The organism is Leptolyngbya sp. CALU 1928, from assembly GCF_056784215.1.
In genome coordinates, this window is sequence record NZ_JBXBCE010000001.1 from 1,037,404 (window position 1) to 1,050,926 (window position 13,523).

The 13,523-nt window shown below is 50.0% G+C and carries 13 protein-coding genes; 5 read left to right on the plus strand and 8 right to left on the minus strand.

Translation table 11 applies throughout. The features are described 5' to 3' along the window. Positions 1–31 precede the first annotated feature (31 nt). Positions 32–514 (minus strand): tRNA (adenosine(37)-N6)-threonylcarbamoyltransferase complex ATPase subunit type 1 TsaE, encoded by a 483-nt coding sequence (gene tsaE / locus AC1S5B_RS04745; RefSeq protein ID WP_482034553.1) that lies wholly within the window; start codon positions 512–514, stop codon positions 32–34. A gap of 163 nt (positions 515–677) precedes the next feature. On the opposite strand from tsaE, the gene AC1S5B_RS04750 reads away from it, so the two are divergent. Further along, positions 678–830 (plus strand): hypothetical protein, encoded by a 153-nt coding sequence (locus tag AC1S5B_RS04750; RefSeq protein WP_482034554.1) that lies wholly within the window; start codon positions 678–680, stop codon positions 828–830. A 26-nt stretch (positions 831–856) separates the two neighbouring features. Next, complete coding sequence (locus AC1S5B_RS04755) at positions 857–1,462, plus strand: PEP-CTERM sorting domain-containing protein (protein ID WP_482034555.1); 606 nt, start codon at positions 857–859, stop codon at positions 1,460–1,462. 1 nt (position 1,463) lies between these two features. Here AC1S5B_RS04755 and AC1S5B_RS04760 read toward each other — a convergent pair whose 3' ends face one another. Beyond that, positions 1,464–2,831, minus strand: a complete 1,368-nt coding sequence (locus tag AC1S5B_RS04760) for a gluconeogenesis factor YvcK family protein (protein ID WP_482034556.1) — start codon at positions 2,829–2,831, stop codon at positions 1,464–1,466. Positions 2,832–3,139: 308 nt separating this feature from the next. Beyond that, positions 3,140–5,038, minus strand: a complete 1,899-nt coding sequence (gene dnaK / locus AC1S5B_RS04765) for a molecular chaperone DnaK (protein ID WP_482034557.1) — start codon at positions 5,036–5,038, stop codon at positions 3,140–3,142. A 262-nt stretch (positions 5,039–5,300) separates the two neighbouring features. On the opposite strand from dnaK, the gene ftsH reads away from it, so the two are divergent. The 3 genes from ftsH (at position 5,301) to trxA (ending at position 9,187) form a co-directional block, all read left to right on the plus strand. Further along, a complete protein-coding gene (ftsH, locus tag AC1S5B_RS04770; protein ID WP_482034558.1) occupies positions 5,301–7,208 on the plus strand; it encodes an ATP-dependent zinc metalloprotease FtsH in 1,908 nt (635 codons plus the stop codon). Positions 7,209–7,359: 151 nt separating this feature from the next. Then, positions 7,360–8,523: a GuaB3 family IMP dehydrogenase-related protein gene (locus AC1S5B_RS04775; protein ID WP_482034559.1), complete on the plus strand. Its 1,164-nt coding sequence runs from the start codon at positions 7,360–7,362 to the stop codon at positions 8,521–8,523. Positions 8,524–8,863: 340 nt separating this feature from the next. Beyond that, positions 8,864–9,187 (plus strand): thioredoxin, encoded by a 324-nt coding sequence (gene trxA, locus AC1S5B_RS04780; RefSeq protein WP_482034560.1) that lies wholly within the window; start codon positions 8,864–8,866, stop codon positions 9,185–9,187. 119 nt (positions 9,188–9,306) lie between these two features. Here the strand turns inward: trxA and AC1S5B_RS04785 are convergent, their stop codons facing one another. From AC1S5B_RS04785 to AC1S5B_RS04805, 5 genes are all read right to left on the minus strand, one after another. After that, positions 9,307–9,753, minus strand: a complete 447-nt coding sequence (locus AC1S5B_RS04785) for an SH3 domain-containing protein (protein ID WP_482034561.1) — start codon at positions 9,751–9,753, stop codon at positions 9,307–9,309. Between the two features lie 95 nt (positions 9,754–9,848). Continuing rightward, positions 9,849–10,940: a chorismate synthase gene (gene aroC, locus AC1S5B_RS04790; RefSeq protein WP_482034562.1), complete on the minus strand. Its 1,092-nt coding sequence runs from the start codon at positions 10,938–10,940 to the stop codon at positions 9,849–9,851. Positions 10,941–11,016: 76 nt separating this feature from the next. After that, complete coding sequence (locus AC1S5B_RS04795; protein WP_482034563.1) at positions 11,017–12,654, minus strand: glycoside hydrolase family 3 N-terminal domain-containing protein; 1,638 nt, start codon at positions 12,652–12,654, stop codon at positions 11,017–11,019. Between the two features lie 63 nt (positions 12,655–12,717). Further along, positions 12,718–13,221, minus strand: a complete 504-nt coding sequence (rbfA, locus tag AC1S5B_RS04800) for a 30S ribosome-binding factor RbfA (RefSeq protein ID WP_482034564.1) — start codon at positions 13,219–13,221, stop codon at positions 12,718–12,720. Positions 13,222–13,303: 82 nt separating this feature from the next. Beyond that, positions 13,304–13,507: a DUF751 domain-containing protein gene (locus AC1S5B_RS04805; RefSeq protein ID WP_482034565.1), complete on the minus strand. Its 204-nt coding sequence runs from the start codon at positions 13,505–13,507 to the stop codon at positions 13,304–13,306. Positions 13,508–13,523 lie beyond the last annotated feature (16 nt).

Genomic DNA, 13,523 nt, shown 5'->3' on the forward strand with positions numbered 1-13,523 from the left:
CGCGTACTCCGAACCTCGTAGTTTAGGCTTGCTAAGCGATCATGGGCATCCTAAAATTCCCCACTGATATTAAGGTAACTTGGCGTTGATCGTCGTTGCCATCCAATCGAATCAGCAAATAATCCGCAGATCTATAGGGAAGGCGTTCTGCCCATTCGATCGCCACGATGCCCGGTTCTACTTCCAGCCCATCCCAATATCTATCGGGGTAGAGTTGGGCAACTGCATCCGGTTGTAATCGGTATAAATCCATATGATAAAGCGGCAATCGCCCCCCAAAATACTCATTCACCAAGGTAAACGTGGGGCTATCGATTGGGTCTGGAATTTTTAGCCCTGACCCAATGGCTTGAACTAACGTGGTTTTGCCGCTACCTAGATCTCCTTCAAGCAGCAATATGCTCCCCGCTGCCAAGGTCTGCCCTAGCTGCTGACCTATCTCACGAGTTTCATGAATGTCTAAACAATTGAAAGTCATCGAATTGGGGTTGACCGGATCGATTGAGGGAAGCATGGTGATACCAATTTGAAATTGAAATGTGACAGAGGACTTTCTGAAAACAGCAATGCCTCCGTGTTTTAGAACTCAAAACTCAAAACGGTATGACGTACCCATAAATTAAAAATGGCAGTAATGCTTGATTTATTGCAACGGATAGATAGACTTTTTGCCATAAATGGATACACTTTGGAAGCTGTCTAACCAGAGCGATCGCAATTTTAATGAGCAACTGCGATCGTTGCTAGTGTATGAACTGTTTCTTCAGATTAAACGCATCAGTTCCAAGGTTGACAGTTCTGTGATTAATTTCCCAGCGGTGCGCTACTAGCAATTTTGATAACTAGGGAAAAACAGATGCAAAAAATCTATCAAAAAACCGCTGCGATCGCATTTAGTGCAATTGTTGGCGTTGGCACCATCACAACACCCGCTCAAGCAGCCATTCTCACCTGGGACATGAGCTTTTTCGATAATGCTGGCAACTCCGTTGGCATGGGTGAGTTTAGCTATGATGACGAAATTTCAACCTTTGTGCAAACGATCCCAATTGCGGCTCCGGTTGGCTTTGAGGTAAACAATGCCCTGATTGATTTTTCAGCAACAGTGTTAGGAAGCGAGTGGAGTCTAGGCGATCGCCCTGGTGTTACGTGGTGGCAGCCTGCAGACTCTAACAATCTTAGGCAACAGGTCATCAGCCGCTATGGTATTTCTATTGCTGATACCTGGTTTTTTGGGGATGGAGCCTTTGGCACTCGGCAGTTTTTGTTACAGAGCAACCAAAATTCGACTGGCTGGGGTGGTTCTTGGTTTCAGTCGATTGCAGGACTTGCACCCTCTTTCGGCTCGGGCTCTTGGAGCGCATCTTCCAGCAGTGCCGCTGTTCCTGAACCCAGTACCATTTTGGGTGTAACCCTAATTGGAGCGGGCGTTTGGCTCCGCCAAAGGATTAAAAAAGAATAGGTTACAAGCCTTGAACTTTGGTAAACCAACGAAATAGGACGCGAGCCAACGCTTCGGGATCATGGCGAACGACTCCGGTATGTTCCTCTTCGTCGATCACGTTTGCCAAAATAATTCGTCGCCCCAATCGAGCGACCACATCGCGATCGAGGGGCACCGGATTAGAATTTTCTTGGGCATAGCGAATCAGCGCTCTTGCGGTTGGCATCTGTTTGTGAACTAAGACGGCTTCAAACAATGGCTTGCCGCAGGCTCGATCAATCGCTTGAATATGATCCCCCACACTGTAGCCTTGGGTTTCACCTTCTTGGGTCATGATATTACAGACGTAAATACGCGGCGCTTTGGATCGGGCGATCGCGTCGGCAATGTCAGGCACCAGCAGATTTGGAATAATGCTGGTATACAAGCTGCCGGGACCGATAATAATAAAATCTGCGTCTTGAATGGCAACTAGCGCCCTAGGGAGCGCGGGTGGATTTTCAGGCGTGCAACCCACGCGCACGATCGCACCACCCGCTTCAGTAATACTCGATTCTCCCTCGATCCGCCGTCCATCGGTTAGGTCTGCCCACAGTCGCACATCGCTCAGAGTGGCGGGCAACACTTCTCCCCGCACGGCAAGCACGCGAGAACTCGCCGCGATCGCCTGCTCCAGATCCCCTGTAATTTCGTTCATCGCCGTCAAAAACAAGTTGCCAAAACTGTGCCCCGTCAGCCCATCTCCGGCTCGAAACCGATACTGAAATAGCTCGGTCATCAGTTTTTCTTCGTCTGCCAATGCCGCTAGACAGTTGCGAATATCACCGGGAGGCAGTACGCCAATTTCGCGCCGCAACCGTCCAGATGAGCCACCATCATCCGCTACCGTCACGATCGCAGTGATATTGGCACTGTATTGTTTTAGCCCTCGAAGCAAGGTCGAAAGCCCGGTGCCACCGCCCACCACTACAATTTTGGGTCCCCGATTTAAGCGGCGATGCGCCAGCAGCACATCAATCAAATCTTCATTACCATTGGGCATCAATACTTCTGTAATGGCACCCAAAGTCCGTGACTGCCCCCACCACACGAGCAACAATCCAGACCCCACGACCAAAGGACCACTCACGTAATTGGGAATCACTTCGGTAGTCTGCTGCAAAATCCAACCAAAGAACTGGGTCGTGCGAAAAACAGGAGTCCACTTCATCGAAATGGCAATTCCTAGCGTTGCCAGCGACACTCCGGCAGCACTCAGCAGTAGCCAGCGTTTGACGAACAGCCCCGGTGCCATCCACTTGAACCAGCGATTTACACGAACAGGAGTCCGGCTGATGGATTCGTGCCGCAGTGCATGAATTGCCTGTTTCAGAAAGCCAATGGTCATCGTGGGTTAGAAAAAATGGGGTGAAAAACAGATGTCGAGAATACTTTAATCGGTTTCGACTTTAACAGCACAGCGCCTTGAATACCTACACTATTTTTGACAAAAGCCAGATTATGAGGGCTATAAGTTGGGCGATCGCCTGTTTCGTATTGTGAATCACGCTTCCAGCTTTGTGTGTGAATTCTAGAAAAAGTTGAGAAAGGCGATTCATCCTAAAGAAGTCAAAAAAATGGGGAACAGGACTCAGCCCATTCCCCATCACTCATAACCAATCAACGAAACTCATCAACCTTTGAGCTTGCTCAAAGTCACTTGCTGTTTACAAAGTCGGCATCAATCACATCGTCAGTGTTCGCAGTTGAATCATTCGCTACGGTTTCACTGGTTGCATTTTCACTAGCCGCATTAGCATTGGCGTAGATCGCCTGACCCACCTGCATCAAAGCTTGCTGCAACTCATTGGTGAGCGCTTTCATTTGGTCGTAGTCTTCGCGAGTAACAGAGTCACGCAGATTGCTAATCAACTCTTCCACTCGGCTCTTGTCTGCCGCAGGTACTTGACCATTCAAGTCTTGCAGTTGCTTTTCAGCCTGGTAGACCAATGTTTCAGCGTTGTTTTTGGTGTCTACTTGTTCACGACGTTGGCGATCGCTGTCTGCGTTCCGCTTCGCGTCTTCCACCATGCGTTCCACTTCAGATTTATCCAAGGTAGACGCACCGCTGATTTGAATCGACTGCACCTTGCCCGTGCCTTTGTCTTTGGCAGAAACCGACAAAATACCGTTGGCATCCAAGTCAAACACGACTTCAATTTGAGGAACCCCACGAGGAGCAGAAGGAATGCCATCCAGTCGGAAGGTTCCTAGGCTCTTGTTATCGCTCGACATTTCTCGTTCGCCTTGCAGCACATGGATTTCCACATTAGACTGTCCATCCACGGCGGTGGAGAAGACCTCCGACTTTTTGGTAGGCACGGTCGTGTTGCGAGGAATAATGCGAGTCATCACGCCGCCCATGGTTTCCACGCCAAGGGATAGGGGCGTGACATCGAGCAGCAGCATGTCGGTGACCTCACCGGACAGTACGCCTGCTTGAACCGCGGCACCCACAGCCACCACTTCATCGGGGTTAACCGTCATGTTAGGGTCTTTGCCTGTGATTTTTTGCACCAAGGCTTGCACCGATGGAATCCGAGTCGAGCCGCCGACTAGCACTACTTCGTCGATGTCAGCCGCCGTCAGCTTGGCATCGCGAATTGCCTGTTCGACGGGCACTCGGCAGCGATCGAGTAGATCAGCAGCTAGTTTCTCAAACTCGGCGCGAGTCAGGGTCAAATCGATGTGCTTCGGTCCATCTTGCGTTGCTGTGATAAAAGGAAGATTAATCCCTGCTTGGGTGGCATTAGAAAGCTCAATCTTGGCTTTTTCTGCTGCTTCAGTCAGACGTTGCAATGCTTGCTTATCTTTCCGCAAGTCCACTCCTTCCAACGCTTGAAACTGGGTTGCGATCCAATCAACGATTTTTTTATCAAAGTCATCGCCGCCCAAGTGAGTATCGCCGCTGGTGGATTTTACTTCAACCACGCCGTCACCCACTTCCAGCAAAGACACGTCAAACGTACCGCCGCCTAAGTCAAACACGAGAATGGTTTCGTTTTCTTTCTTGTCTAAGCCATACGCCAATGCTGCTGCCGTGGGTTCGTTGACGATCCGCAGGACTTCAATTCCGGCGATTTTGCCAGCGTCTTTAGTCGCCTGCCGCTGAGAGTCATTAAAGTAAGCAGGGACGGTGATGACCGCTTGGGTGACTTTATCCCCTAAATATTTGCTGGCATCATCTACCAATTTCCGCAGGACTTGTGCTGAGATTTCTTCAGGCGCAAATTTCTTGTTTACAGCAGGAGACACAATCTTAACGCTACTGCCGTCTTGCTCTACTTTATAAGAAACCTGTTTAGATTCTTGGCTGACTTCATCATATTGCCGTCCGATAAACCGCTTAACAGAGTAAATCGTGTTTTCTGGATTCATCACCGCTTGACGTTTAGCGATTTGCCCGACTAAGCGATCGCCGTTTTTTGCATATGCCACCACCGATGGCGTGGTGCGTCCACCTTCTGCGTTTGCAATGACCACGGGCTGCCCACCCTCCATCACTGCCACACAGGAATTTGTCGTTCCTAAATCAATTCCAACTACCTTAGCCATGAGCGCTTAACCTCTTTTCCAATTTCCGCATGTATCCACAATATCGGGGAAGCACTGGACTAGGGGATCGGCAAGCCCTTCCATTCCTACGGGTGATTGCCGTACAAGCCAATCCCCTATCGGCTTCATAACCCAAGTCATCTAAGATGAAAGCAAGCTAAACTAAACATCTAAGGGGCGCGACCTAGCTGCTAGAGAAAGCTATTTAAAAGAAGACAGCTAACCTTAGACGAAGAACTCGGAGAACAGAAAGGCGATCTGTATGAAAGGATTCTGGACTAAAGCATTGGTAAAACCACTTCCGTTAGGGAATTCGGCTGCAAAAGGGTTGATTACTGCCCTCTGGGTTGTTGCCCAAGGATTGACATTAATCGTCCCGGCGATCGCCAGTGGTGGTTCAAACCGTGAACCCATGAGCTACAGCGACCTATTGGTGAACATCGATAACGGCAAAGTAACCAAGATTGAGATTGATCCAGTTCAGCAGGTTGCCAAAGTTAAGTTAGAAGGTCAAGACAAAAAGGATGAGACCCAAGAAGTCGCCCTGTTTGATAAATATCCTGAGCTAATTACACGGGCGCGAGACAATAAAGTGAATCTGGCGATCCAGCCCTCCGCCGATAATAGTGCCGTCATGGGCTTGCTTACCCACTTGCTGTTGTTTTTACTCCTTTTGGGAGGTTTGCTGTTAATCATTCGCCGGTCTGCCAATTCGCCCGGTGGTCCAGGGCAGGCACTCAACTTCGGCAAATCTCGCGCCCGATTCCAGATGGAAGCCAAAACGGGAGTCATGTTTGATGATGTGGCAGGGATCGAGGAAGCGAAGGAAGAACTGCAAGAAGTCGTCACGTTTTTGAAAAAGCCAGAAAAGTTTACGGCGGTTGGCGCAAAAATTCCCAAGGGTGTGCTGTTGATTGGTCCACCGGGAACAGGGAAAACCTTACTTGCCAAAGCGATCGCGGGAGAAGCGGGAGTTCCATTCTTCAGCATCTCCGGTTCTGAGTTTGTCGAAATGTTTGTGGGCGTAGGTGCTTCTCGTGTTCGAGATTTGTTTAAAAAAGCAAAAGAGAACGCGCCCTGCATTATTTTTATTGATGAAATTGATGCCGTTGGACGACAACGCGGAACGGGTATTGGTGGCGGCAATGACGAGCGAGAACAAACCCTGAACCAATTGCTCACTGAAATGGATGGCTTTGAAGGCAACACCGGCATTATTATTATTGCGGCAACCAACCGACCCGATGTACTTGATACCGCATTGCTGCGACCCGGACGTTTTGACCGCCAAATTTCCGTCGATTTGCCCACCTATGCCGGTCGGCTGGGTATTTTAGAAGTTCACGCCAGAGATAAAAAGCTAGAGCCGGATATCTCTTTGGAAGCGATCGCCCGTCGGACTCCCGGTTTTTCCGGCGCAGACCTTGCCAATTTGCTCAACGAAGCGGCAATTCTCACCGCCCGTCGCCACAAAGAAGCCGTTTCCATGCTGGAAGTGGACGACGCGATCGATCGGGTGACGATTGGGCTAACGCTGACTCCTTTACTGGACAGCAAGAAAAAACGCTTGATTGCCTATCACGAAGTCGGTCATGCTCTGCTGATGACGCTGCTCAAAAATTCTGATCCATTGAATAAAGTGACGATTATTCCGCGATCAGGTGGCGTGGGTGGTTTTGCTCAACAGTCGTTTAACGAAGAAATGATTGACAGTGGATTGTATACGCGATCCTGGTTGACCGATCGCATCACCATTGCCCTGGGTGGACGTGCCTCGGAAGAAGAGGTCTTTGGTTCATCAGAAGTAACGGCTGGAGCCAGCGGCGACATTAAAGCCGTGGCTGAGCTAGCCAGAGAAATGGTCACCCGCTACGGCATGTCTGATATGGGCTTGGTTGCGTTAGAAAGTCCTGGCGGCGAAGTCTTTCTAGGACGAAGCATGATGCCACGCCAAGAATATTCTGAGGAAGTTTCTACTCAAATCGATCGCCAAGTGCGCGCGATCGCCTTGGATTGCTATGAAGAAGCCCGTCGGATTATTCGAGACAATCGTTCCCTAGTGGATCGGTTAGTGGAGGTATTACTCGATAAAGAAACGATAGAAGGCGACGAGTTTCGGCAGATTGTCGCAGACTATCGAGAACTACCTGTTGCTACGCCAGCCCTTTAAGCTAAGCCTCGGTTTAGCTGAGATAGCGATCGCCCTTTGCCTCCATTTTTAAAATGCGAAGGGCGATCGCTTTTAGTTTTTAGCAAACACTCCGCAACACTCAAACTTAGAAATTTGGTAGTCTAGCTTAAATAGGTTTGGGCAAAAGAGCGTGGATATTCAAATTGGTAGGGGCAAGACTGCCCGCAGAGCATACGGTATTGATGAAATTGCCCTCGTTCCAGGATTGCGAACCCTCGATCCGGTTCTAGCAGACACCCACTGGACAATCGGCGGCATTGATCGAGAAATTCCCATTATTGCCAGCGCCATGGATGGGGTTGTAGACGTGGGTATGGCAGTGCATTTATCTCAGCTAGGTGCTTTAGGAGTACTAAATCTGGAAGGCATTCAAACTCGGTATGCTGATCCAAATCCTATTCTCGATCGCATTGCATCCGTCGGCAAGGACGGCTTTGTCACTCTGATGCAGGAGTTGTATGCAGAACCAGTCAAAGCGGAATTAATTACCCAACGGATTCAGGAGATTAAGCAGCAGGGTGGCATTGCGGCGGTGAGTGCGACTCCGATCGGAGCAACAAAATATGGCGAAACCGTTGCCAAAGCGGGAGCGGATCTGTTTTTTATTCAGGCGACTGTAGTTTCGACGGCCCATCTCTCGCCAGAGGCAGTGACACCCTTAGATCTGGCAAACTTCTGCCTAGAAATGCCAATTCCGGTAATTTTAGGCAACTGTGTGACCTACGAAGTGGCTCTAAATCTGATGAAAGCTGGAGCCGCCGCAGTATTGGTGGGAATTGGACCGGGTGCCGCCTGCACCTCGCGGGGAGTGCTAGGGGTGGGTGTGCCTCAAGCTACGGCGATCGCGGACTGTGCTGCGGCTCGTGATGATTATCACCGTGACACCGGCAACTATGTGCCAATTATTGCCGATGGTGGTTTGATTACCGGCGGAGACATTTGTAAGTGTATTGCCTGCGGTGCCGATGGTGTCATGATTGGGTCACCCTTTGCCAGAGCCAAAGAAGCACCGGGGCGCGGCTATCACTGGGGCATGGCAACTCCCAGCCCGATTCTGCCACGCGGCACCCGGATCAAAGTGGGCAGCACGGGCACTTTAGAACAGATCTTGCGGGGTCCTGCTCAGCTAGATGATGGCACTCATAATCTTCTCGGCGCACTGAAAACCAGCATGGGCACCCTAGGTGCAAAAAACGTAAAGGAAATGCAGCAAGTGGAAGTAGTGATTGCGCCTTCCCTGCTGACTGAAGGCAAGGTTTATCAAAAAGCACAGCAGTTAGGGATGGGAAAATAGAGCGCCAGAAAGGGGTTAAGTTAGGCTCTAGAATTTAATTCTTAAAACTTCATTCGGTCTTTTTCAGAACCTCTGGAAAAACGATTTAGGTCGCTTACAATAAAGAGAGCGGAGACGAAAGTTTCCGTTCACTCCTCACACCACACTCCGCCTGGACATTGTTCGGGCGGTTCCTTCTTTTAAAGAGCATAGAAAGAGCTAGCAGTCAAATATAGAGAGGGTTAGCAGTGAAGAGGTTTCCCTTAGTAATTAGTCGATATATTTAGAGAGCTTGCTTAACGGGGTGATCTTCCGGCTATGATAGGATGTTTGAAACATGTTTAGGCAAGGATTTTTGAGCATGTCATCCGCCGCACAAGTTACGGATTCTACGTTTAAACAAGAAGTTCTTGAAAGCGAAGTTCCAGTTTTGGTTGATTTTTGGGCTCCCTGGTGTGGTCCGTGCCGAATGGTGGCACCGATCGTAGATGAAATTTCTGTTCAATACGAGGGACAGGTGAAAGTTGTTAAGTTGAATACTGATGAGAACCCAACTGTCGCAAGCCAGTACGGTATTCGTAGCATTCCTACTCTAATGATTTTTAAGGGTGGACAGCGGGTAGATATGGTTGTGGGAGCAGTTCCTAAAACGACTCTTGCAACTACCTTAGAAAAATACCTGTAATGGTCTGCTACCTACTTTTCTCCTAAGGACAAGAGTAGATAACAGGTTAATAAAGGATTCAAGCAACGTATTTTCTATCCTCTAGAGCCTCCAGCGATCGCTGGAGGCTTTTTCATTGTTCAATTCATTCGTTCGGTATGCCCCGATTTAATCCAGCCTTCTACACTGCTGGTTTTCACTCGAACTCGCTGCCATTCTTGATCAGGAGTTTCTTCTATAACCGTTATTTCTTCATCAAAGTCAACGCCACCGATCCGTTCCGCATTCTTATCAGGGTTTGACCGCACATTTAAGCCTTCAGATAGGGTGATTCTCGCTTGATAACCTGCTTCGCTGGGCTTTGGTGAAGGCGTTGCACTTGGAGTCGGTAGGGGAGACGGTGGCTTAGGTTTAGGGGCGATCGCCGCTGGAGGCTTGGGCGACGTGTCATTAGCAAACATTGGCTTAGGGGGTGGAGTCGTAAATTGAGTAATCAAATATTGAGCAGCAAGAAGTCCACCACCCACAATAAGCGCGATCGCCACCAAACAACCACTGAATACTTTAAGCAGCCCTGACCCATTCATGCGGATGGACTCATCAACAACTTGGCAATTCTAAGCGATCGCTGCTGATAATGACCGAACTTTGCAGATTCCCGTTCGTCCCCAATCCTCAGGCATCATGTCAATACACCACACTGCCCCTGCTGGCGCAGCAAATGGTCACAGAGGACCAATGCCACCATCGCTTCCACCATGGGCACCGCACGGGGGAGAACACAGGGATCATGTCGCCCTTTGGCTGCCAGCGTCACCGCTTCTCCGGCTTTCGTCACAGTTTTTTGTTCTTTACGAATGGTGGCAGTGGGTTTAAAGGCAACCCGAACCAGGATAGTTTCACCATTGGAAATGCCGCCCTGCACCCCGCCAGATCGGTTTGTCACCGTGCGGATATTGCCGCGATCGTCGGTATAAAATTCGTCGTTGTGTTCGCTGCCAGCCATCAGCGTTCCGTCAAAACCCGAACCAATCTCAAAGCCTTTGGTTGCGGGTAAGGACATGACTGCCTTCGCTAAGTCAGCTTCCAACTTGTCAAACACGGGCATTCCCAGACCTTTGGGCACATGGCGCGCCACGCATTCAACGACACCGCCCAAAGAATCGCCCTGATCACGGAAATACTCAACCAGGGTAATCATGCGCTCTGCTGCTTCACCATCGGGACAGCGAACAATGTTGCTTTCTACTTGCTCTAAGGTGACGGCTTCTGGATCAATCGCCCCTTCTAAATCTTTAATCCGCTTCACGTAGCCAATAATCTCAACTCCGGCAGCTTGGCGCAGAATGGCTTTCGCGATCGCCCCAGCCGCCACGCGTCCAATTGTTTCCCGTGCAGAAGAGCGCCCGCCGCCTTCATAGTTGCGAATGCCATACTTGGCATCATAGGTAGCATCGGCATGGGAAGGACGATATTTCACCGCCATTTCGTCATAATCTTGCGATCGCTGGTCTTGATTTCGCACCAGAATCGAAATGGGGGTGCCCGTGGTTTTCCCTTCAAACATGCCAGACAAAATCTCGCAGCGATCGGCTTCTTTGCGGGGCGTGGTGATCTTGCTTTGACCCGGACGGCGGCGATCTAATTCAAACTGAATCTCTTCTATAGAAATCTCCAACCGTGGCGGACATCCATCAATTACAACGCCCACACCGCCGCCATGGGACTCGCCAAAGGTTGTAACTCGAAATAAATGACCGAAAGTGTTGCCCATGCTGACGATTTAATCACGCTTTAAAGGTCTTATCGTAGCGGAAAGGATGATCCATTTCTATGCTATTGATATTGATCTATCCCATGGAAAAGAGAGCATTGAGGGCGATCGCTTGAGCTTGGGGCATTTGCCCATGGCTAAACACATAAGGCACATTGGGCGGCAATGTGGGCACATATTGATCAAGAATATACGGGCTGCCATAGATGACTAAGGCTTGCAGTTGCTCGGAATCAATGAGAAATTGCAGCCACTCTTGGGCGATTTGGTTGAGTCCAGCGCTGCCGCGAAACGGATTGCCGCGAATAAACAGTTGCAGCAAGGTTGGCTGTTGGTGAGTGCTGGAGTGGTTCAGTGCATCCTTGGGAGTGTGGGAGTCGATTAGTTCTAGCCGATAACCTTGGTTGGCAGGAATGACCACTGCTGGCGTGTAGTTTCCGATAAAATCGCGCTCCAAAGCATCATCTAAAATGACTAAATTTCGATTGCCTTGTAAGGGGCGATTAGCCAAGCGCGATAAAACAGGCGCATACACTTGCTGAGAGTCTTGCAAAATTGAGTCAACCAAGGCGATCGCGCTGGGTTGTGCCAACTGCATCGCCAACTCTTTGGCATGTACACTGGGCTGAATCGACTCCCACGCATGGGACGTAGTTTCTTTTAAGGGAGGCGCACACGCCTTTTGTTTTGCCGTCCAAATTCGCTCTACAGACTCTCGAATTCGCTCAGGGGTAATTCGTCCCGACTCTACAGCGCTGCATACTGCCTGAATTGCGCCCACTGGATCAATAGGCATCAGCAAAATATCGGCTCCCGCTTCGACGGCAAGCACAGCGGCTTCGTTAGCACCATAGCCATTGGCGATCGCCCCCATCACTAAGGCATCCGTGACAATCAGTCCCTCAAATCCCAGTTTTTGACGTAACTCCTGAGTCAAAATTCGGTGAGAGAGCGTTGCAGGATAGGTGGAATCAAGCGCTGGAATTTTCAGATGAGCGCTCATCACCGAATCGACACCCGCCGCGATCGCGGCTTCAAAGGGTGGCAGTTCAATCTGCTGCAAGCGCTCTAAATCGTGGGAAATCACGGGAAGCTCTAAGTGAGAATCGACCGTCGTATCGCCGTGACCCGGAAAATGTTTAGCAGCCGTCAGCACTGGATAAGGGTTTGCGCCTTGAATAAATGCCGTTGCCAGTTGACTTACTGTTTCCACAGTTTCGCCAAATGCCCGCACGTTGATTACGGGATTATCAGGATTATTGTTGACATCCACCACAGGAGCCAGCACCCAATTTAACCCGATCGCCTGGGCTTCTTGAGCGGTAATAGCTGCCATTTGCTGAGCATATTGAATTGCCAGAGCCAGATTGTGCTGATAGATTGCCGCGATCGCCATCGGCGGCGGAAACCAAGTTGCTCCAGTAAACCGTTGTCCGACCCCTTCTTCCACATCTGCCGCAATCAACAAAGGCACGTGCGCCCAATCCTGCAACTGCTGAGTTCGCAGCGCCACTTCTGCGGCACTTCCGCCCAGCAAAATCACGCCGCCTACGCCGAGATCAGTAATCCAAGATTCCAGCGTTGTTGCAGGGGGTTCCCATGCGGGATAGCGAATTTGATGATCGAATAAGTATCCAGAAGCCCGCACCACAACCATTTGAGCAACTTGAGCAGCCAAGGAAAACGAGTCGAGATGAGGGAGAAAAGACTGCATACGAATAGAGGTGTCGGGTGCCGGGTGTCGGGTGTCAGATATTGGGGGTAAACGGGGCTGTTTCTAGGATTTTATCGGCGGTTGGCTGTCCTCAGTTTTGTCCTCGTCGAAATCGTCTTCAAAGTAATCATCTGAGTCACTTTGGGTCTGAGGGTCAGTCTCGACGGTGATATTCGTTGGAGGGCTTCCATCGCCTTCAATATCGTCGGGGAGCCGCTCTTGGCTAAGTTGGTTGAGCAAGGTGAGGACGCGATTGCCCCGTTCTATGCCATCATCTTCCAGAAAAGTGACTTCTGGAGTCCGACGGAGGCGGATACGCTGCCCTAATTCACTGCGAACGAAGCCTGTAGCCGCCCTTAGCCCTTCCATGGTTTCAGCTTTTGCGGCGGAATCCCCGTAAACGCTGATATAAATTTTCGCGTGTTGCAGATCTCCTGCAACGACGACATCGGTGACGCTAACCATGCCAGCACCCACGCGATCGTCTTTAATATCCGTCAGCAACATTTGGCTGACTTCCCGCCGAATCAGTTCTGAAACACGAGCAACGCGCCGATCTGTAGCCATAACTTAATTCTTCCTTCCAATGAACGCCAATGTGCCGAGATGCTGCCTTCTGAAGCTGCGTTCTCGCTGTTTATTCGTTAATCTAAAACTGTTGCAATCCCAGCATGGCGCGTAGGGTAAAGGTAATAAAAGCAAAACCACCCACGGCTACTCCTCCCAGCGCGATCGCGGTTACAGGATTTTTGAGGAAGGGTGCCAGTGGCTTCACAGCATTCAAAAATACACCCAGAATGGTTCCAGCCACAAAAACTGGGTATTTGGAAACGGTATTCCAGAAGTTTTCCATGATTCTGCTTTACAAA